Raw genomic sequence first — 21,175 nt, 5'->3', positions numbered from 1 at the left:
CAACCACACTGATATAAGCAATTTTATTATGCTGTGTTGGTGGAGGCGCTTAAATGGGGTGGTTAACAGTTTGTAAGGTCAATTACGTCAAACCGGACTTTCCTTTTTCCGCTCAGGCTGAGGGTAAAAGAATTGGTATCTATCTGGTGGAGGGGGAATATTTCGCGATGGAAGACATCTGCCCTCACGCTTATGCTTTGTTAAGCCAGGGTATTGTTGACGACTCAACCATCGAGTGCCCATTGCATGGCGCACTGTTTGATATTCGAACCGGGCAATGCTTACGTGAGCCAGGGGATCGCGATCTGAACACCTATCCTGTGCGAGTCAATGGCGATCAAATTGAAATTAATATAACTGGAGATAGCGAGTAATCGCTTTCACACATGAATTATAGGACTAACGCCCCTGCAGCGGGGCGTTTGTGTTTATTGGGTGTAACTCTTACTTTTCGGCAGCAATGCGCTGGCGGATATGGTCGGCGCGGGCCTGTGACGATGGATGATCGTCAAACATACTGCTGGAACGACCAGCTTCCATGGTTGCCAGTTTTTCAAAGCTGGTGACTAAACCGTTTGGATCGATACCGCGTTTTTTCAGCAGATCGAATGAGTAATCATCCGCTTCGCTTTCTTGTTTTTGTGAGAATTGGGCATTCACCAGTTTCTCGCCAATATCGGCCAATTGAGACTGCGACAGTTGCCCGGCAATGCCACCAGCGGATGCCGCCGCAGTGCGTAGAGCGGTAGTGCCATAAGCCACTTGCATGGCTTTACGAGTATGGCCTAATGCCACATGGCCCATTTCATGGCCGAGCACGCCCTCCACTTCATTGTCGGTCATCATGTCCATCAGACCGCTGTAAACACGGATACAACCATTTGCCATCGCCCAGGCATTCACATCTTTAGTGACGTAAACTTTATAGTTAGCTGGCGTACCATTGATGTTATCACCCAATGCGGCCGAGATTTTAGCCAGACGTTTGCCATAATTGCTATCAGCAGAGGCTATTTGGGCCTTTTGATCCATTTCCGCACATGATTTCTCACTGAGGTTTTTGACATCAGCATCACTCAGGGTTGCTGCCTGAAAGGCCTGAGCACCGGACTGCATCAAACCATCCGTATTCATATTTTGGCAGCCGCTAAGTAATGCTGTCAGGCTCAGTGCAATCATTGAGGTACGAATTTTCATAACACTTTCTTCCTGTGGTTATGTGGTATTTATTGCTACATTACAGCAATTGCATTAATAGCTATTGCGCCAGCGCGACTTCCACTACTCTTGCGCACTATGACTGACAATGGGTAGTGGAGGTTAATGCTCTGTCAGCGTGAGTACTATAGCTTTATTCTGAAAATCAGCAGATTCCATTGGTTATAAATATGGAAGTTATAGCTCATTTGGTTTTAGTGATTGCCGTTTCAATGCTGAGTCTGAGAAAATGGTAACCTTGAACGCTTTTTTTAATCCGACCTGGAGTAAAACATGTCCTCTCGTAAAGAGCTTGCCAACGCGATCCGCGCATTAAGCATGGACGCAGTGCAAAAAGCGAATTCCGGCCACCCCGGCGCCCCTATGGGCATGGCAGATATTGCCGAAGTACTGTGGCGTGATTACCTGAACCATAATCCAACTAATCCACACTGGGCTGACCGCGACCGTTTCGTCTTGTCGAATGGTCACGGCTCCATGTTGATCTATAGCCTGCTGCATCTCACTGGTTATGATCTGCCAATGGAAGAACTGAAAAACTTCCGTCAGTTACACTCTAAAACGCCAGGTCACCCTGAATATGGTTATACCGCTGGCGTAGAGACTACTACTGGCCCATTGGGTCAGGGTATTGCCAACGCAGTGGGTTTTGCCATTGCAGAACGCACACTGGGTGCGCAGTTTAACCGCCCAGGCCATGACATCGTCAATCACCATACTTATGCCTTTATGGGTGATGGTTGTATGATGGAAGGCATCTCTCACGAAGTTTGCTCACTGGCTGGTACAATGAAGCTGGGCAAATTGACCGCATTCTATGATGACAACGGTATCTCTATCGATGGCCATGTTGAAGGCTGGTTCACCGATGACACCGCTGCTCGTTTCGAGGCTTACGGTTGGCATGTAGTTCGTGGTGTTGATGGTCATAACGCTGATTCCATCAAAGCGGCCATCGAAGAAGCCCACAAAGTTACCGACAAACCATCATTACTGATGTGCAAAACCATTATCGGTTTTGGTTCACCGAAGAAAGCCGGCACCCATGATTCACATGGCGCACCATTAGGTGCTGATGAAGTTGCCGCTACCCGTGAAGCATTGGGTTGGAAATACCCGGCATTCGAAATTCCACAGGATATCTATGCCGCGTGGGATGCTAAAGAAGCGGGTAAGGCAAAAGAAGCTGCCTGGAATGAGAAGTTCGCCGCTTACGCTAAAGCGTATCCGGAATTGGCTGCTGAATTCAAACGTCGTGTGAGCGGTGAGCTGCCAGCTAACTGGGCGACTGAATCCAAGAAATTCATCGAAGAGTTACAAGCTAATCCTGCCAAAATCGCCAGCCGTAAAGCATCACAAAATGCGCTGGAAGCCTTCGGTAAAGTGTTGCCTGAATTCCTCGGTGGCTCCGCCGATCTGGCACCAAGTAACCTGACTATCTGGTCTGGCTCTAAATCTCTGAGCGATGACCAGGCGGGTAACTACATTCACTACGGTGTGCGTGAATTTGGTATGTCGGCCATCATGAATGGTATTGCTCTGCACGGTGGTTTCATCCCTTACGGCGCAACTTTCCTGATGTTTGTGGAATATGCCCGTAATGCAGTGCGTATGGCTGCGCTGATGAAAATCCGCAGCATCTTTGTTTACACCCATGACTCTATCGGTCTGGGTGAGGATGGCCCAACCCATCAGCCAGTTGAGCAGATGGCAAGTTTGCGTGTGACACCAAACATGAGCACCTGGCGCCCATGTGACCAGGTTGAGTCTGCGGTAGCGTGGCAATATGCGCTGGAACGTAAAGACGGCCCAAGCGCACTTATTTTCTCTCGTCAGAACCTGGCACAACAGCCACGTACTGCTGAGCAGTTAGCCAATATCTCTAAAGGCGCATATGTGCTGAAAGATTGTGCTGGTCAGCCTGAACTGATCTTTATTGCCACCGGTTCTGAAGTTGAATTGGCGGTTGCTGCTGCTGACCAACTGACTGCTGCTGGCCGTAAAGTGCGTGTTGTGTCTATGCCATCGACTGATGCATTCGACAAACAAGATGCGGCTTACCGTGAATCTGTATTGCCATCAGCGGTTAGCGCGCGCGTTGCTGTTGAAGCGGGTATTGCTGATTACTGGTACAAATACGTCGGTCTGAATGGCGCAGTGGTGGGGATGCACAGCTTTGGTGAATCTGCGCCAGCTGAATTACTGTTCAAAGAGTTTGGTTTCACCGTCGAAAACGTGGTGGCTAAAGCTCAGGCGTTGTTGAAATAGTTTTTACTCAAACAGCATGACGTTACCAATGCGATGAATCACTGTAAATGGTGATAGGAATCTCGGTAATGTACCTGTTAAAAGACCGCTTTGGCGGTCTTTTTTTTCGCCAATTGATGGATGAATTGTGCCCTTTATCAGGCAGATATTCCTTTTATGATTAGTTTGGTTTATTCTGGCTGAAGCGTTTCAGTCATGATTCGTTTTCCATTTCAGCCGATTTCGCTGAGGAAAAAGCCAGGAGTATTCTGGCTGAATTGTGATAAGACGATTAACATCTTAGGGGGCGCTGAAGTACGCTATGGGGTTGCATGATAATAACCAGAAACAGGGAGTAACATGACAATCCGTATAGCGATAAATGGCTTTGGCCGTATTGGCCGTAGCGTTTTACGCGCATTGTATGAATCAGGCCGTCGGGCAGAGATTTCAGTCGTTGCAATTAATGAGTTGGCTAATGCGGAAGGGATGGCCCATCTGTTGAAGTATGACTCCAGCCATGGCCGCTTTGCCTGGGATGTTCGTCAGGAATGTGACAAATTATACGTCGGGGACGATGTTATCCGGCTGATACATCAGTCAGAAATAGGGCAGTTACCCTGGGGTGAATTAGGAATTGATGTCGTTCTGGATTGTAGCGGTGTTTATGGTAGCCGTGCCGATGGCGAGGCGCATTTAACCTCCGGTGCCAAAAAGGTACTGTTTGCCCATCCCGGTGGACATGATTTGGACGCTACAGTGGTTTATGGGGTTAACCATCAGGACTTACAGGCGGATCATCGAATTGTTTCCAACGCCTCCTGTACTACGAACTGTATTATTCCTATTATTCAGTTGTTGGATGTGGCTTTTGGCATCGAATCCGGCACTGTCACCACCATTCATTCATCAATGAATGATCAGCCTGTTATTGATGCTTATCACCAGGATTTACGCCGTACCCGAGCAGCAAGCCAGTCCATTATCCCGGTAGATACCAAACTGGCGGCAGGGATTACCCGTATTTTTCCGAAGTTTTGCGACAGGTTTGAAGCTATCTCGGTACGAGTGCCAACGATCAACGTCACCGCTATCGATTTAAGCGTCAGTGTTACAAGCCCAGTTGGTGTAGCCGAGGTTAACCAGCTTTTGCAAAAGGCAGCAAGAGGTTCATTTCGTGGTATAGTTGACTATACGGAATTACCATTGGTGTCGACCGATTTTAACCATGATCCGCACAGTGCGATTGTCGATTGCACCCAGACGCGGGTTAGCGGGCAGCACCTGATTAAGACGTTGGTATGGTGCGATAACGAATGGGGTTTCGCCAATAGAATGTTGGATACAACATTGGCGATGGCCAGAAGTGGTTTCTAGTATTGCATGCTAACGTATTGTTTTTCCGTGTTTTATTGCGGTTATATCAACGTTGATGTGCAGCTTATGCAACTTTAAAGAGAATCAACAAGAGGATTCACCATGTCTGTAATTAAGATGACCGATCTGGATCTGGCTGGCAAACGCGTGCTGATCCGTGCGGACCTCAATGTTCCGGTAAAAGATGGCAAAGTGACTTCTGATGCGCGTATCCGTGCATCTCTGCCGACAATTGAAACGGCATTGAAGCAAGGCGCTAAAGTAATGGTTACCTCTCACCTGGGTCGTCCGACCGAAGGCGAGTACAACGAAGAGTTCTCCTTGCTGCCAGTCGTTAACTACCTGAAAGACAAATTGTCTGCTCCGGTACGTTTGGCGAAAGATTATCTGGACGGCGTTGAAATTGCAGCTGGCGAGTTGGTTGTTCTGGAAAACGTTCGCTTTAACAAAGGCGAAAAGAAAGACGACGAAACTCTGGCCAAAAAATATGCCGCACTGTGTGATGTGTATGTGATGGACGCTTTTGGTACTGCTCACCGCGCACAGGCTTCTACTCACGGCGTGGGTAAATTTGCCCCTATCGCGTGTGCTGGCCCGCTGTTGTCAGCAGAACTGGAAGCCTTGGGCAAAGCACTGGGTAACCCAGCGCGTCCAATGGTTGCTATTGTCGGTGGTTCTAAAGTTTCAACCAAACTGACTGTATTGGGTGCTCTGTCTAAAATTGCAGACCAACTGATTGTTGGTGGCGGCATCGCCAATACCTTCGTTGCTGCTCAAGGTAACAATGTAGGTAAATCTCTGTATGAAGCAGACCTGATTCCAGAAGCAAAACGTCTGCTGGAAACTTGTGATATCCCAGTACCTACTGATGTGCGTGTTGCAACCGAGTTCTCTGAAACTGCAACTGCAACGCTGAAACCAGCTAACCAAATCAAAGATGACGAACAAATTCTGGACTTGGGCGACGAATCTGCGGAGCGTCTGGCTGAGATCCTGAAAAACGCCAAAACCATTCTGTGGAATGGCCCGGTTGGTGTGTTCGAGTTCCCTAACTTCCGTAAAGGGACCGAAATCGTGGCTCGCGCCATCGCAGAGAGTGAAGCATTCTCAATCGCGGGCGGTGGTGACACTCTGGCAGCAATCGATCTGTTTGGTATTGCTGACCAAATCTCCTACATCTCCACCGGCGGCGGTGCTTTCCTTGAGTTCGTAGAAGGGAAAAAACTGCCAGCAGTTGTGATGCTGGAAGAGCGCGCTAAGCAGTAATTTACATAACGGGGGGCGAGAGCCGCCCGTTTCGCTTTTAGCCAATGAAGCTGCGAGCTTTAGGCTGGCGAAAACCGATTTACATTTAGGGCCTATCCTCTCGGATAGCTGCTATCTTCAGTCGACGAAACAGGACAACTTACATGTCTAAAATTTTTGATTTCGTAAAACCAGGTGTCATCACAGGTGATGACGTTCAGAAAGTGTTCGCAGTAGCAAAAGAAAACAAATTTGCTCTGCCAGCGGTTAACTGTGTAGGCACCGACTCTATCAACGCAGTGCTGGAAACAGCGGCCAAAGTGGGTGCGCCAGTTATCGTTCAGTTCTCTAACGGTGGTGCAGCATTTATCGCAGGTAAAGGCGTGAAGACTGACGTGCCACAAGGTGCTGCAATCTTGGGCGCTATCTCTGGTGCGCACCATGTGCATCAGATGGCTGAACACTACGGTGTTCCAGTTATTCTGCATACCGACCATTGCGCCAAGAAATTGCTGCCGTGGTTAGACGGCCTGTTGGATGCGGGCGAAAAACACTTCGCGGCAACCGGCAAACCACTGTTCTCTTCTCACATGATCGACCTGTCCGAAGAGTCCCTGGAAGAAAACATCGAAATTTGTAGCAAGTACCTGACTCGTATGTCAAAACTGGGTATGACGCTGGAAATCGAACTGGGTTGCACCGGTGGTGAAGAAGATGGCGTAGACAACAGCCACATGGACGCTTCTTCTCTGTACACTCAGCCACAAGATGTTGATTACGCGTACGAAAAATTGAACGCAATCAGCCCGCGTTTCACTATCGCGGCCTCTTTCGGTAACGTGCACGGTGTTTACAAACCAGGTAACGTGAAACTGACCCCAACTATTCTGCGTGATTCTCAGGATTATGTTTCTAAGAAACACAATCTGCCGCACAACAGCCTGAACTTCGTGTTCCACGGTGGTTCAGGTTCAACTGCTGCTGAAATCAAAGAAGCAGTTAGCTACGGCGTAGTGAAAATGAATATCGACACTGATACCCAATGGGCAACATGGGAAGGTATTCTGAACTACTACAAAAAGAACGAAGGTTATCTGCAAGGCCAACTGGGTAATCCAGAAGGCGCTGATAAGCCGAACAAGAAATACTACGATCCACGCGTATGGTTGCGTGCCGCTCAGACTTCAATGATTACTCGTCTGGAACTGGCATTCAAAGAACTGAACGCTGTAGACGTACTGTAATTCAGTCTCATTTTGACTGTTCGAAAAGGCCCTGCGGGGCCTTTTTTCGTTTATAGCGCTGACGGCATGGATGTAACGGTGAACTGATAGTGGGCTATCTATCCGCATCCGTTCACCGGCTATCAAAATTGGCAACATATCCTATTGTTGGTTACCCTAAACAGGCATGGCTACCATAGTGGTTAACAATGGCGGTTATTTTTGCGTAATCTCCCCTGTGGGGGCTTTTTTGTAGGGTGGTTTAAATGGAAGAATTAAACGTAGTTGATGGAATCAATGAAGCGAGTACCTGGTTGGTGAATAATCAGGAGTTACTGATTCAGTATGCGGTGAATCTTGTTGCAGCGTTATTGATCCTGATTGTCGGCTCAATCATTGCCAAAGTAGTATCACGCACGCTTGGCCGGGTCATGAAGTTACGTGGTATTGATATCACGGTTGCAGATTTTCTTGCGGCAATGGCGCGTTACAGCATTCTGGCCTTTACTATTGTGGCGGTTCTGGGGCGTCTTGGGGTGCAAACCGCGTCAGTGATTGCGGTCATCGGTGCTGCCGGTTTAGCCGTTGGTTTGGCGCTGCAAGGCTCTCTGTCCAACTTTGCCGCAGGTGTCCTGCTGGTGGCCTTCCGCCCGTTTAAAGCGGGTGAGTACGTCGATCTGGGCGGTGTGGCGGGTACTGTGGTACAGGTGCAGATTTTCTCAACCACGCTACGGACGGTTGATGACAAAATTATTGTTGTTCCGAATGGTAAAATCATCGCCAACAATATAATCAATACTACCCGTGAACCCAACCGCCGTACTGATATGGTCATTGGCGTCGCCTATGATGCTGACATTGATGTGGTGAAGAAAGTGTTGGGTGACATCATTGCGGCTGATTCACGCATCCTACATGACCAAGGCGTTACGATACGTTTAAATGAGATGGCGGCCTCGTCATTAAACTTTACCGTGCGTGTCTGGACCACCAATGGCGATGCTATGGAAGTGTATTGGGATCTGATGGAAAACTTCAAACGTGCACTGGATGCCCACAAAATTGGCATTCCGTATCCACAGATGGATGTGCATTTGCATCAGGTTGATAAAGCGGAATCTGCTCCGACAGCATAAAATCGGATAAGCAACCGACACAGTTAATACGGGCTATTTTTAGCCCGTTTTTCTCTTTTTCATTTATTTTTCTCCCGCGCGAGCTTCAATTTATTAATTATTAGTTTTTCTTATAGTAGATAAGAAATATCAATTTCCTCTGATGATTTTATCCTCGTAATATGCTGCTAATTCCTCTCCAATTCTCTCAATCAGTTTTGAGCATTATTTAAAAGGTAACAGTATGTTAGCCGTATTTTTGCAAGGTTTTGCCCTGAGTGCAGCCATGATCCTCCCCCTTGGGCCGCAAAACGCTTTTGTAATGAATCAGGGAATTAAGCGGCAGCATCATTTGATGAGTGCATCATTGTGCGCTCTCAGTGACATCATTTTGATTTGCGCCGGTATTTTTGGTGGTAGCGCCTTACTAAATCGTTCTCCTCTGCTGCTGGCACTGGTCACCTGGGGCGGTGTGGCATTTTTGTTATGGTATGGCTGGGGAGCGCTGATGGCCGCATGGCGTGGCGATAGTTCATCCTCTACGGTTGCTGCTGGTGCACAAGGGCGCTGGCGCATTATCGTGACATTATTGGCGGTGACCTGGCTTAACCCGCATGTCTATCTGGATACTTTTGTGGTACTGGGGAGCTTGGGAGGCCAGTTATTACCGGATGTTCGGCCCTGGTTTGCTTTTGGTGCCGTGAGCGCTTCAGTTGCCTGGTTTTTTGCTCTGGCATTGCTGGCGGCGTGGCTATCGCCGTGGCTTAATCGTCCCGCTTCACAGCGGGTGATCAATTTGCTGGTGGGGGGAGTGATGTGGTTTATCGCTTTTCAGTTAGCACGACAGGGATTGAACCTGTAAGTTTTTATCATTAATCCGAATCCCTAATTTAGTAAGATATGCTACGGTTGTCTTAGTTTTATTATGATTATCTTAGGAGGCTTCCGTGAAGTTGAAGACATTGGCTTTGGCCGCGATGATGGGATTAGGGACGTTACCTTTGGCGCTACAAGTTCAAGCCGCCGAAGTGCCAGAAGGGCCGCATGTTGTTACCTCCGGCACCGCCAGTGTTGATGCAACACCGGATATCGCTACTATTGCCATTGAAGTGAGTGTATCTGCCAAAGACGCCGCAGATGCCAAAAAACAGGCAGATACCCGCGTTGCACAATATTTTGATTTCCTGCGCAAGAGTGGCATTGAGAAAAAAGATATCAATGCTGCCAATATTCGCACTCAGCCTGAATACGATTACCAGAAAACCGGTGAAGCCGTATTGAAGGGCTACCGTGCGGTACGCCAGGTTCAGGTGACACTGCGCCAACTGGATAAGTTGAATGAGTTGCTGGATGGGGCGCTAAAATCGGGTCTGAATGAGATTCGTGCTGTGGAGTTGGGTGTCGCCAATCCGGACACTTACCGTGAACAGGCACGTAAAAAAGCCATTGAAAATGCCATTAGCCAGGCAGGTGCATTGGCTGATGGATTTAAGGTGAAATTAGGGCCGGTATACAGCATCCGTTACCATGTTGCTAACTACCAGCCAATGCCGGTAGCGCGTATGTTCAAGAGTGCTGAAGCTGCACCAGCCACTGATGCCGCCCAAACTTACGAACAACAGACTATTCATTTCGATGATCAGGTTGATGTGGTATTTGAACTGAAAACCAGTTCTAACACGCCAGCCCCTGCCGCCAAATAAGCTAGTCTTGCCGTAATACCTGACGCCCGTAAGATAACAGGGCGTCAGTCACCTTTCTCATTGTCCGGCTTTCTGGCGCGAATCGATGCCAGAACAGCATTCGCCGTTGCAATAATCCCGGCGTCAGATTAATCAATTCACCGGATGCCAACTCTTTTTCAATCTGCAGATGCGGGATCATACAGCAGGTAGTGCCTTGTCTTGCCAACTGTACAAACGCTTCTGACGAGTTAACGATATGACAGGGCACGCTGCCCGGTGACAAATCGAAATTCTGCTGTAAAAACGCCTGATGCATATCATCCAAATGGTCAAAGGCTACCGCAGGTGCTTTCAGCAATGCCGAGCGGGTCACGCCATTGGGGAAATAACGTTCTGCAAAGGGTTTTGAAGCAACAAACAGGTAATCCAGTGCGCCGAGTTGATCGACCAGGCAGCTTGGCAATGGTTGCGGCTGGATACTGACCGCACCCACCACTTCGCCACGGCGTAACCGTTCTTGAGTTCGGGTTTCATCTTCGACTTGTAAATTCAGCCGAATAGGGGAGTCTGCCAACACCGGTTTTAACGCCGGCAGGAGCCAGGTTGCCAGGCTGTCGGCGTTGACCGCCAATGACAGCAGCAGCGGTGTATCGCCGCCGTTATCATTGCCAAGCCACTCTTCTTCCAGCAATTCGACCTGATGCAGCAAGGCGAGCAGTTTCTGCCCTTGCTCAGTTGGACGGGGGGGCACAGTGCGCACCAACAGTGGTTGACCGAACAGATTCTCTAACTGCTTAATGCGTTGAGATACCGCCGATTGGGTGATGCAAAGTTTTTGTGCAGCGCGTTCAAAACCGCGTTCACGGATCACCGCGTCCAGCGCTTGTAGCGTACGGTAGTCTGGGCGTTTCATCGGAGTCATCTCTCCAAATATTAAGTTAATACCGCACTATGCCACATTTTACTTATTTATCTATGTTGGAATGCCTTGGTTCCCGTCACAAATAAACCGGCATAACTGTGATCCAGCTAAAATTAACCATCATACGAGTTGGCTTTATTGCGACGTTTTATCACTTATATGCTCTATAATGACGTCAGGTTTTCTTTCACATCAAGGCGTGAACTTATCATGACTCAGGATGAACTTAAAAAAGCAGTGGGCTGGGCAGCATTAGAATATGTTAAACCCGGTACTATCGTTGGGGTCGGCACCGGCTCTACTGCGGCGCATTTTATTGATGCTCTCGCTTCCATCAAAGGCCAGATCGAAGGGGCTGTTTCCAGCTCTGATGCCTCTACCGCTAAACTGAAAGGTTATGGTATTCAAGTATTTGATTGCAACGAAGTCGACGAGCTGGACATTTATGTCGATGGAGCTGATGAAATTAACAGCCAAATGCAGATGATCAAAGGTGGCGGTGCAGCTCTGACCCGCGAAAAAATCATTGCGGCCATTGCTCGTAAATTTATCTGTATTGCTGATGCTTCCAAGCAGGTTGATGTTTTGGGTAAGTTCCCGCTGCCGGTCGAAGTTATCCCGATGGCCCGTTCTTATGTGGCGCGTGAACTGGTGAAATTAGGCGGGTTACCTGAATATCGCCAGAATGTTTTGACTGATAACGGTAATGTTATTTTGGATGTCCATAATCTGACTATTTTGGATGCCATTGCGCTTGAAAATAAAATTAATAATATTGCCGGTGTTGTCACTGTGGGCTTATTTGCCAATCGAGGTGCTGATGTCGCATTGATTGGTACTGCCGATGGCGTTAAAAAAGTAGAACTTAAGTGATCGGTTGATATGTATTCAGGATGAGGTCTGGTCGCTTCATCCTGATAATTTTTGCCTTTAAATATCTTTTCTTAAAATGGTTAAATTTGGTGATATATATCACATTTACTCATTTCATTTTATTAACCTGCCATTAACTCACTTCTCGCTAGTTTTTTATTCCATAAATTAACATTTGCACTGTTTGTTATGCTGACAGCCAGGCAATCGTTTGTATTGCTGCATACGAAATATTTGTTATGTTGACTGGGTGCTGACCGGATTCATTCGATATCGGCAGCCACATCTGAAGTCTGAAAATAGGGTCGGGGACATGGCAAAAGTATCACTGGAGAAAGACAGAATTAAGTTTCTGTTAGTGGAAGGGGTGCACCAGAGCACGGTTGATAATCTGCGTGCAGCCGGTTATAGCAATATTGAATATCATAAAGGTGCCTTAGACACCGAATCACTGAAAGAATCTATTCGTGATGCTCACTTCATCGGGATCCGATCGCGCACGCATCTGTCCGAAGAAGTCTTTGCTGCCGCAGAAAAATTGGTTGCAGTAGGTTGTTTCTGTATCGGTACTAATCAGGTTGATTTAAAAGCGGCGACTAAACGTGGTGTGCCGGTATTCAATGCACCTTTCTCCAATACCCGTTCGGTAGCTGAAATGGTACTGGGCGAGTTACTGCTGATGTTCCGCGGTATTCCATCTGCCAATGCCAAAGCGCACCGTGGCGAGTGGAACAAACTGGCAGTCGGTTCCTATGAAGCCCGCGGTAAAAAACTGGGTATTATCGGCTATGGTCACATCGGGACTCAGCTGGGGATTTTGGCTGAAAGTGTCGGTATGAAAGTATTCTTCTACGATATTGAAAATAAACTGTCGTTGGGGAATGCACAGCAGGTACGTCATCTGTCTGACTTGCTGAATATGAGTGATGTGATTAGCTTGCATGTGCCAGAAAACCACTCCACCAAAAATATGATTGGCCCTGAGCAATTGGCGTTGATGAAGCCAGGCGCGATGCTGATTAATGCCTCACGTGGAACTGTGGTTGATATTCCGGCACTGTGTGATGCGCTGGCGAGCAATCATCTGGCGGGTGCAGCAATCGATGTTTTCCCAGAAGAGCCAGCAACCAATAAAGACCCATTCAATTCACCATTGTGCGAGTTTGATAATGTGTTATTAACCCCACATATCGGTGGTTCAACTCAGGAAGCGCAGGAAAATATCGGTGATGAAGTGGCCGGTAAACTGGCGAAGTATTCCGACAACGGCTCAACGCTGTCTGCGGTTAACTTCCCGGAAGTTTCTCTGCCAGCGCACGGTGATAATACTCGCCGCCTGCTGCATATCCATGAGAACCGCCCTGGCATCCTGACCAGCATCAACAAAATATTTGCTGAGCAGAACGTCAACATTGCCGCGCAGTATTTGCAAACCAGTGCTGATATCGGTTATGTCGTTATTGATGTCGAAACTGATGATGCGGAAAATGCAGAAAAAGCCTTGCAGGCAATGAAAGCGATTCCGGGGACTATCCGCGCGCGTTTGCTCTATTGATAAATGTTGTACTGATATAACTAAGCACCCGCTATGTATAAAATATCGGGTGTTTTTTTATATCGTTATGCAGCACATCTCACCAGCGCCACACTTTTGTTGGTGTCACAATCTCTGGTAACGGCACATCCCAATGTTCACTCGGTAAGTGCTCTACCTGCTGGCAATCATGAGCCAGACCAATAGGATAGGGGCCACCTTGCTGCCAGTTTTGCAGCGTACGGTCATAGAATCCGCCCCCCATACCTAAACGTTGTCCATCTTGATCAAACGCGACCAGCGGAGTTATCACGACATCCAGTCGTTTTAATGGCAAGACATCGCGTACATCTAATTGAGGCTCCAGAATGTTCAGGCGATTACGAATGAGCTGGCTATCAGGACGATAGTGGAGAAACAACAAATGGCCGGGACAGAAAGGATGAAGTACCGGCAGATAAATCTGTTTTTTCTGCTGCCACAGTAATTCGATAACAGGAGCGGTATCTAACTCGCCATCAAAAGAAAGAAATAGTGCGATAGTATTGGCTTGCTGAATTTTGTCGTGGGAATCGATTTGTTTGGCGGCGAGATTGGCGGATTGCTGTTGCTGCTCAGGAGTCAAAAGACGCCGACGTTCACGGATTTCACTGCGAATTTTTTGCCGCTCAAGGGCATGTTGCGGATTTAGAGGCATTTTATTAACTTAAAAAAGAAAACTGCCTGTATCAGAACGAACGTGATAACTGCAAATATGCGTTACACGATAAGAAAGGGATCTCCGAGATGCCGCCGCAGGCTGTAACCCTTGAACCCATGGTTCAAGGTGAACGCAGCGTCGCAACCTTAAGGCTTCTCGGCGGACCGAGCATGCGCACCGGTTACGGAGGCACTACATTCTGTTGGTATTAAATATCGGCTCAGGGGACTGACCCGCTGACGAACACCTCAGAGAAATTCTTTACTCACTGCTGAATCTATCATTCAACAGAGATTTATTCAAACTGTGCATCCTGACGTTCAGAGATGCGACCTTGTTCAAGCAATGCCTGTTCAATGGTCTGTTGTAACATCCGAATACGTTGCTCCATATTGGATGCATAGTCACGGGTTTTCAACCTTTCCTGAGCTAATTCGTGACATACGTTCAATGCCGCGATGAAAACCAATTGCTCAGTATTGGTGACTCTAGTGCGAACTTTCAGATCTTGCAACCGTTGGTTAAGATCTTCTGCTGCCATGTTCAACGCATCTTGTTGTTCTGGCGGACAATTAACTCTTAACGAGCGACCAAAAATTTGAATATCTACCGGTTGTGCAGACATGCCACCTTCCTGACTAATTTCGCGCCAGCCCTGAAAACCAGAGGCAAAATGCTCGTAGCTGCAAAGCGGGCGTCACTATATATATCTCGATACCAAGATTCAACCCCTTTACCCGTCATACTTCAAGCTGCATATGCGTGGCTACTCTCGCTCACCCGAATCATTGACTGGCGTCAACTCAGCGAGACTCACTCAATTGCTGCCTTCCTGCAACTCGAATTATTTAGGGCATATATCCATTATTTTTCAAGTGACAAAAGGCTTTGCCGCTTTCTGTATCTTGAAATCTATAGGATATAGGGTGTTGCGTTTTCTGGTATAGCGACCTTTCTTGGTGGTAGCATAACACGAACTTATCCTGCCAACGATGACGAATACGCATGTCTATAGAGAATACATTACCAACTTACCAATCACTGGCCCTGGCATTGAACCAGCAAGCAGTGGCATTAACCCCTGCTGAAATGCATGGCCTGATCAGTGGCATGCTCTGCGGAGGCAGTAAAGACGATGGCTGGCGCGCATTGGTGCATGACCTGACCAATGAGGGTGTTGCCTTCTCACAAGCCCTGGGTTTGCCGTTACAACAGTTACATGAAGCAACACAAGAAGCGCTGGAAAACGAAGGTTTTATGTTCCAGTTGCTGATTCCTGAAGGGGAAGAAGTGACTGTTTTTGACCGTGCTGATGCATTATCCGGCTGGGTAAACCATTTCCTGTTAGGGCTTGGAATGCTGCAACCGAAATTGGCGCAAGTGAAAGATGAAGTGGGTGAAGCTATTGATGATTTGCGTAATATCGCTCAGTTAGGGTATGACGAAGATGAAGATCAGGAAGAGCTGGCTCAATCATTGGAAGAAGTCATTGAGTATGTCCGTGTCGCGGCTATCTTGTGTCATATCGAATTTACCCAAGAAAAACCGACTGCCCCGGAAATACGCAAACCGACATTACACTAGACGAATTAGTGTCATGCGTTAAATGATGAAAATCGGATATTTCAGGAGAGTGTAATGACTCAGCAAGAATACCAGAACCGCCGTCAAGCGCTGTTGGCAAAGATGGCTCCGGGCAGTGCTGCTATTATTTTTGCCGCACCAGAGGCCACGCGTAGCGCGGATTCCGAATATCCCTATCGGCAGAATAGCGATTTCAGCTATTTGACGGGTTTCAATGAACCGCAGGCAGTGCTGATTCTGGTGAAAAGCGATGAGACCCATAACCACAGCGTGCTGTTTAACCGGGTGCGGGATTTAACCGCTGAAATCTGGTTTGGCCGCCGTTTAGGGCAAGAGGCCGCACCTGAGAAGTTGGGTGTTGATCGCGCATTACCTTTCGATGAAATCGACGAGCAACTCTATTTACTGCTTAATCGCCTTGATGTGATTTATCACGCGCAGGGGCAATATGATTATGCAGATAAAATTGTTTTTGCTGCGCTGGAAAAGTTACGTAACGGTTTTCGTAAAAATCTACGTGCACCAGCAACTTTGACTGACTGGCGGCCATGGCTGCATGAGATGCGTCTGTTTAAGTCAGAGGAAGAAATTGCTGTGCTGCGTCGAGCCGGTGAAATCAGCGCATTAGCCCATACCCGCGCGATGGAGAAATGCCGCCCAGGAATGTTCGAGTACCAACTGGAGGGGGAAATTCTGCATGAGTTTACCCGTCATGGTGCGCGCTATCCGGCCTATAACACCATTGTCGGCGGCGGTGAGAACGGCTGTATTCTGCATTACACCGAAAATGAGTGTGAACTGCGAGATGGTGAATTGGTGCTGATTGATGCCGGTTGTGAATATCAGGGCTATGCCGGTGATATTACGCGTACTTTCCCGGTTAATGGCAAATTCACCCCAGCGCAACGCGAGATTTATGACATCGTGTTGGCCTCCATCAACAAAGCACTGGAGCTTTTCCGGCCAGGCACCAGTATCCGCGAAGTCACGGAGCAGGTCGTGCGGATTATGATCACCGGCTTGGTTGATTTGGGTATCCTGAAAGGAGATATCGAGCAGCTCATTGCTGAACAGGCACACAAACCATTCTTTATGCACGGCTTGAGCCACTGGCTGGGGTTGGATGTGCATGATGTTGGTGATTATACCAACAGTGAGCGTGGTCGCATTCTTGAACCGGGTATGGTGCTGACTATTGAGCCGGGCTTATATATTGCGCCAGATGCCGATGTTCCGCCGCAATATCGTGGTATTGGTATTCGCATTGAAGATGACATCGTGATTACCGCAGAGGGTAATGAAAATCTGACCGCCAGTGTGGTAAAAGATCCCGATGAAATTGAAGCTCTTATGGCGGCAGCGAGATAACTGATGAGCGTGATAATTGTCGGTGGCGGTATGGCCGGTGCAACACTGGCGCTGGCTATTTCATCCCTTACGCATGGGAAGATGCCGGTGGCGCTGGTTGAAGCGCAGCGTCCTGATAGCAGGCAGCATCCGGGTTTCGATGCCCGAGCCATTGCTTTGGCGCACGGCACCTGTCAGCAACTGGATAGTATTGGCCTCTGGTCGGCTCTGGCCGATTGTGCCACCGCCATAGAACATGTTCACGTCAGTGATAGCGGTCACTCCGGCTTTGTGAATCTGCGGGCGCAAGATTATCGGGTTCCGGCACTGGGTCAGGTTATCGAGCTGTTTGATGCGGGTAAGCGGCTATTTGCCTTATTGCAGAAAGCACCGGGAGTGACCCTACATTGCCCGGCCAAAATGGTTGATGTGGTTCGCACGGCTGAATCTGCCACGGTGACATTGGATAACGGCCAACAGCTTCACGCTAAACTGTTGGTGGCGGCGGATGGCACTCATTCCGCATTGGCTCAGGCCTGTAATATTCAGTGGCAGCAGCAGGATTATCAACAGATTGCGGTGATCGCCAATGTCACGACTTCTGAGCTACCCAACGGGCGTGCTTTTGAGCGCTTTACCCGTAATGGGCCGTTGGCGCTGCTGCCGATGTCTCAGGGGCGCAGTTCGTTGGTGTGGTGTCATGCCAAAGAAGATAGAGCGCAGCTTGATAGCTGGGATGATGCTCGTTTTCTGGCGGAATTACAGCGCGCTTTTGGCTGGCGTTTGGGGAAAATGCTCCATGCTGGCAAACGCCACAGTTACCCGCTGCAATTGCTCACTGCCACGCGCCATGTTAGCCATCGTCTGGCATTAGTTGGTAATGCCGCCCAAACATTGCATCCTATTGCTGGTCAGGGGTTTAATCTCGGTCTGCGTGATGTGATGTCATTAGCAGAAACTATCGCGCGGGCGGGGGATGATCCCGGTGATTATAAGGTACTCAGTCAATATCAACTGCGGCGGGAACCGGATCAACAGACAACCATTGGCATCACTGATGGGTTAATCCGCCTGTTTGCCAACCGTTATGGGCCGTTGGTGGTTGGCCGCAACCTTGCTTTGATGTCGATGGAACAGATACCTGCAATCCGTGATACTTTCGCGCGGCGTACGCTGGGATGGGTCGGTCGCTAGTTTTGCCCGCCGTCTTTCACGTTGCTTCCTGCATCGAGAAATCTATCGGGTAAATAAAGTTTATATTTTCATGGGATATATCTCGGTATGCAATCATATGACGTGGTAATCGCTGGTGGCGGAATGGTCGGCCTGGCACTGGCTTGCGGGTTGCAAGGCAGCGGTCTGCGCATCGCCATTCTGGAACACCAGCCAGAACAAGAGCCGCTACCTGCGCCAGTGACCGGCGAGTTGGCGCTTCGGGTCTCGGCGATCAATGCAGCCAGTGAGCGCTTACTGCAAAAAATTGGTGTGTGGGAAAATATCCTGGCTCTACGCGCCAGCCCTTATAGTGGCATGGAAGTGTGGGACCAAGACAGTTTTGGCAAAATTGCTTTCCACGCCGATGAGTATGGTTTCAGCCATCTTGGACATATTATTGAAAATCAGGTCATTCAGCAGGCACTCTGGCAACGAGCAAGCCAATTGGCTGATGTCACCTTGCTGGCCCCCGCCAGTATCAAACAGGTGGCTTGGGGCGAAAGTGAAGCGTTCATTACCTTAACGGATGACCGGATGCTGAGTACCAAACTGGTGGTCGGGGCTGATGGGGCCAACTCTTGGTTACGCCAACATGCTGATATCCCACTGACATTTTGGGATTACGCCCATCACGCGCTGGTAGCCACTATTCGCACTGAAGAAGGCCATCAGGCCACGGCCAGACAGGTGTTTCATGGCGACGGCATTTTAGCATTCCTGCCATTTAGCGACCCGCATCTTAGCTCGATTGTTTGGTCAGTCTCACCTGAGCGTGCCGCTGAGTTAACTGCACTGCCCGCAGAGCAGTTTAACCGCGAGTTGGGCATGGCATTTGATATGCGGCTGGGGCAATGCCAACTTGAAAGCGAGCGCCAAACCTTCCCACTGACCGGGCGATATGCGCGCAGTTTTGCCGCTCACCGGTTGGCTTTGGTCGGTGATGCTGCCCATACTGTGCATCCATTGGCCGGGCAGGGGGTGAATTTAGGCTTTATGGATGCTGCTGAATTGGTTTCAGAACTCCGGCGCTTGCAGCGTCAGGGCAAAGATATTGGCCAACACCTTTATTTACGCCGCTATGAACGTCGCCGTAAACACAGTGCTGCGGTGATGCTCGCCAGTATGCAGGGATTTCGTGATTTATTTGCCGGAAATAATCCCGCTAAAAAACTGCTGCGTGATATTGGGTTAACACTGGCTGATAACTTGCCGGGTATCAAACCACAGTTAGTGCGTCAGGCGATGGGGTTAAATGATTTGCCCGATTGGCTCGATGAATAATCCAGGGTATAAAACCCGCCTCAGTTGAAATAATCTAATTTCAGCCCACTTTTCGCATTAGTTTTTTTTATGCACAGCCAAAACCTGATAAGTTGATTCTGACAGGGTTTTGGTTGTTTCGTTATATAACATCGCTATTTTTACGGTTTAATTGTTAATTATGTGCCTATGGGCGCATTTTTACAGTGGAAAACTCTGCACAATACCCCTGCCTTTTGTCGTCCTAACTCTGGTTATCGCCTATTTTAGCTTATGGTTACCTGATGAATTCAGTGATAACGTTGGGCAAAAGGTATCGTTTGCGTAAACCCGTCATACTTCACGTTGCATGTGTGTTGGCTGCCTTCGTTCACCCCAGTCACTTACTTATGTAAGCTCCTGGGGATTCACTTAGTTGCCGCCTTCCTGCAACCCGAATTATTTAGGGTATATGTCTGTTTATGGTAAGTCAGAGTACCAGACACCCATGGCATGAAACTGTTTGAGGGAGAGTAGATGGCTAAGCAGACCCCGCTGTATGACCAACACGTGGCGTGCGGTGCGCGCATGGTAGATTTTCATGGCTGGATGATGCCATTGCATTATGGTTCCCAAATCGACGAGCACCATATCGTGCGCCAGGATGCCGGTATGTTTGATGTCTCGCACATGACGATTGTCGACTTACACGGCACTCGTACCCGTGAATTCCTGCGTTATCTATTAGCTAATGATGTTGCCAAACTGACCCAACCGGGCAAAGCCCTTTACACCGCAATGCTGAATGCCTCCGGCGGTGTTATCGATGATTTAATTGTCTATTTCCTGCGCGAAGACTATTTCCGTTTAGTGGTTAACTCCGCTACCCGCGAAAAAGATCTGAACTGGATCATTCAGCATGCTGAGCCGTATCAGGTTGATGTCACTGTACGTGATGATTTGGCGCTGGTGGCAGTGCAAGGCCCAACAGCGCAACAGAAAGTCGCGACCTTACTCACTCCTGAGCAGCAACAAGCGATCGCAGGAATGAAGCCGTTCTTTGGTATTCAGGCTGATGATTTGTTTATCGCCACCACTGGCTATACCGGCGAAGCAGGTTACGAAATTGCGCTACCTAAAGAGCGGGTTGTCGAATTTTGGCAACAGTTGTTGGCTGCCGGTGTGAAACCTGCCGGCCTTGGTGCACGTGACACTTTGCGCCTGGAAGCCGGTATGAATCTCTACGGTCAGGAAATGGACGAAGGCGTTTCACCACTCGCTGCCAATATGGGCTGGACAGTGGCCTGGTTGCCAGAAGACCGCCAGTTTATCGGCCGCGAAGCACTTGAGCAGCAACGTGCTAACGGGACTGAGCAATTGGTCGGCTTGATCATGACCGAAAAAGGTGTATTACGTAATGAGTTGCCGGTGCATTTTTCTGATGATTCGGGCAATCAGCATGTTGGCGTGATAACCAGCGGTTCATTCTCTCCTACACTGGGTTTTAGTATTGCGCTGGCCCGTGTCCCTGCGGGGATAGGTGAAAATGCGGTAGTGCAAATCCGTAACCGTGAAATGCCGGTGCGGGTCACAAAACCGGGTTTTGTGCGGGCGGGTAAACCGGTCGCGCTGTAATTATTTAGAGTATTCC

The 21,175-nt window shown here is 48.7% G+C and carries 19 protein-coding genes and 1 other RNA gene; 15 read left to right on the top strand and 5 right to left on the bottom strand.

Annotated elements, in window-relative coordinates; genetic code table 11:
* Window positions 1–53 precede the first annotated feature (53 nt).
* On the top strand, window positions 54–374 hold the full coding sequence (locus FTB31_RS20575; RefSeq protein ID WP_050078923.1) for a non-heme iron oxygenase ferredoxin subunit: 321 nt from the start codon (window positions 54–56) through the stop codon (window positions 372–374).
* Window positions 375–444: 70 nt separating this feature from the next.
* On the opposite strand, the gene loiP is transcribed toward FTB31_RS20575, so the two are convergent.
* Window positions 445–1,197: a metalloprotease LoiP gene (loiP, locus tag FTB31_RS20570; protein WP_077295748.1), complete on the bottom strand. Its 753-nt coding sequence runs from the start codon at window positions 1,195–1,197 to the stop codon at window positions 445–447.
* 294 nt (window positions 1,198–1,491) lie between these two features.
* Between loiP and tkt the strand changes: the two genes are divergently transcribed.
* The 7 genes from tkt to FTB31_RS20535 all read left to right on the top strand — a co-directional run bounded on the left by tkt (window position 1,492) and on the right by FTB31_RS20535 (window position 10,128).
* Window positions 1,492–3,486, top strand: a complete 1,995-nt coding sequence (gene tkt, locus FTB31_RS20565; RefSeq protein WP_050078925.1) for a transketolase — start codon at window positions 1,492–1,494, stop codon at window positions 3,484–3,486.
* Window positions 3,487–3,825: 339 nt separating this feature from the next.
* Window positions 3,826–4,842: an erythrose-4-phosphate dehydrogenase gene (epd, locus tag FTB31_RS20560; RefSeq protein WP_050078926.1), complete on the top strand. Its 1,017-nt coding sequence runs from the start codon at window positions 3,826–3,828 to the stop codon at window positions 4,840–4,842.
* 102 nt (window positions 4,843–4,944) lie between these two features.
* On the top strand, window positions 4,945–6,108 hold the full coding sequence (pgk, locus tag FTB31_RS20555) for a phosphoglycerate kinase (RefSeq protein WP_050078927.1): 1,164 nt from the start codon (window positions 4,945–4,947) through the stop codon (window positions 6,106–6,108).
* Window positions 6,109–6,251: 143 nt separating this feature from the next.
* Window positions 6,252–7,331 (top strand): class II fructose-bisphosphate aldolase, encoded by a 1,080-nt coding sequence (fbaA, locus tag FTB31_RS20550; RefSeq protein ID WP_050078928.1) that lies wholly within the window; start codon window positions 6,252–6,254, stop codon window positions 7,329–7,331.
* A 245-nt stretch (window positions 7,332–7,576) separates the two neighbouring features.
* Window positions 7,577–8,446, top strand: a complete 870-nt coding sequence (gene mscS / locus FTB31_RS20545) for a small-conductance mechanosensitive channel MscS (protein WP_077175310.1) — start codon at window positions 7,577–7,579, stop codon at window positions 8,444–8,446.
* Window positions 8,447–8,669: 223 nt separating this feature from the next.
* The gene (gene argO / locus FTB31_RS20540) at window positions 8,670–9,287 is read left to right on the top strand and encodes an arginine exporter ArgO (RefSeq protein WP_077175311.1); all 618 of its coding nucleotides are present in this window, start codon (window positions 8,670–8,672) and stop codon (window positions 9,285–9,287) included.
* Window positions 9,288–9,372: 85 nt separating this feature from the next.
* Complete coding sequence (locus tag FTB31_RS20535) at window positions 9,373–10,128, top strand: oxidative stress defense protein (RefSeq protein ID WP_077175312.1); 756 nt, start codon at window positions 9,373–9,375, stop codon at window positions 10,126–10,128.
* A 1-nt stretch (window position 10,129) separates the two neighbouring features.
* On the opposite strand, the gene FTB31_RS20530 is transcribed toward FTB31_RS20535, so the two are convergent.
* The gene (locus FTB31_RS20530; protein WP_005163344.1) at window positions 10,130–11,023 is read right to left on the bottom strand and encodes a LysR family transcriptional regulator ArgP; all 894 of its coding nucleotides are present in this window, start codon (window positions 11,021–11,023) and stop codon (window positions 10,130–10,132) included.
* A 219-nt stretch (window positions 11,024–11,242) separates the two neighbouring features.
* Between FTB31_RS20530 and rpiA the strand changes: the two genes are divergently transcribed.
* Together rpiA and serA are read left to right on the top strand one after the other, a co-directional pair.
* Window positions 11,243–11,905 carry a ribose-5-phosphate isomerase RpiA gene (gene rpiA / locus FTB31_RS20525; RefSeq protein ID WP_077175313.1) on the top strand — a complete coding sequence of 221 codons (663 nt, stop codon included), beginning with the start codon at window positions 11,243–11,245 and terminating at the stop codon, window positions 11,903–11,905.
* Between the two features lie 313 nt (window positions 11,906–12,218).
* Complete coding sequence (gene serA / locus FTB31_RS20520) at window positions 12,219–13,460, top strand: phosphoglycerate dehydrogenase (protein ID WP_077175314.1); 1,242 nt, start codon at window positions 12,219–12,221, stop codon at window positions 13,458–13,460.
* A gap of 79 nt (window positions 13,461–13,539) precedes the next feature.
* Here serA and FTB31_RS20515 read toward each other — a convergent pair whose 3' ends face one another.
* The 3 genes from FTB31_RS20515 to zapA all read right to left on the bottom strand — a co-directional run bounded on the left by FTB31_RS20515 (window position 13,540) and on the right by zapA (window position 14,764).
* Window positions 13,540–14,136 carry a 5-formyltetrahydrofolate cyclo-ligase gene (locus FTB31_RS20515; RefSeq protein WP_077175315.1) on the bottom strand — a complete coding sequence of 199 codons (597 nt, stop codon included), beginning with the start codon at window positions 14,134–14,136 and terminating at the stop codon, window positions 13,540–13,542.
* A gap of 77 nt (window positions 14,137–14,213) precedes the next feature.
* Window positions 14,214–14,397: non-coding RNA, 6S RNA (ssrS, locus tag FTB31_RS20510), on the bottom strand.
* Window positions 14,398–14,434: 37 nt separating this feature from the next.
* Window positions 14,435–14,764, bottom strand: a complete 330-nt coding sequence (gene zapA, locus FTB31_RS20505) for a cell division protein ZapA (RefSeq protein ID WP_004706812.1) — start codon at window positions 14,762–14,764, stop codon at window positions 14,435–14,437.
* A gap of 380 nt (window positions 14,765–15,144) precedes the next feature.
* Between zapA and FTB31_RS20500 the strand changes: the two genes are divergently transcribed.
* From FTB31_RS20500 to gcvT, 5 genes are all read left to right on the top strand, one after another.
* The gene (locus FTB31_RS20500) at window positions 15,145–15,723 is read left to right on the top strand and encodes a YecA/YgfB family protein (protein ID WP_005164114.1); all 579 of its coding nucleotides are present in this window, start codon (window positions 15,145–15,147) and stop codon (window positions 15,721–15,723) included.
* A gap of 54 nt (window positions 15,724–15,777) precedes the next feature.
* Window positions 15,778–17,091, top strand: a complete 1,314-nt coding sequence (gene pepP, locus FTB31_RS20495; RefSeq protein ID WP_077175316.1) for a Xaa-Pro aminopeptidase — start codon at window positions 15,778–15,780, stop codon at window positions 17,089–17,091.
* Window positions 17,092–17,094: 3 nt separating this feature from the next.
* On the top strand, window positions 17,095–18,264 hold the full coding sequence (ubiH, locus tag FTB31_RS20490) for a 2-octaprenyl-6-methoxyphenyl hydroxylase (protein WP_227731737.1): 1,170 nt from the start codon (window positions 17,095–17,097) through the stop codon (window positions 18,262–18,264).
* Window positions 18,265–18,351: 87 nt separating this feature from the next.
* Entirely contained in the window at window positions 18,352–19,566 is a 1,215-nt protein-coding gene (ubiI, locus tag FTB31_RS20485) for an FAD-dependent 2-octaprenylphenol hydroxylase (RefSeq protein ID WP_050078867.1), read from the top strand.
* A 495-nt stretch (window positions 19,567–20,061) separates the two neighbouring features.
* The gene (gcvT, locus tag FTB31_RS20480) at window positions 20,062–21,159 is read left to right on the top strand and encodes a glycine cleavage system aminomethyltransferase GcvT (RefSeq protein ID WP_227731736.1); all 1,098 of its coding nucleotides are present in this window, start codon (window positions 20,062–20,064) and stop codon (window positions 21,157–21,159) included.
* Window positions 21,160–21,175: the final 16 nt, after the last annotated feature.

This window comes from Yersinia proxima (assembly GCF_902170785.1).
In the GTDB taxonomy this organism is placed as follows: domain Bacteria; phylum Pseudomonadota; class Gammaproteobacteria; order Enterobacterales; family Enterobacteriaceae; genus Yersinia; species Yersinia proxima.
The sequence above is the reverse complement of the archived record's forward strand: the minus strand, read 5'-3'. Positions and strand labels throughout refer to the sequence as shown.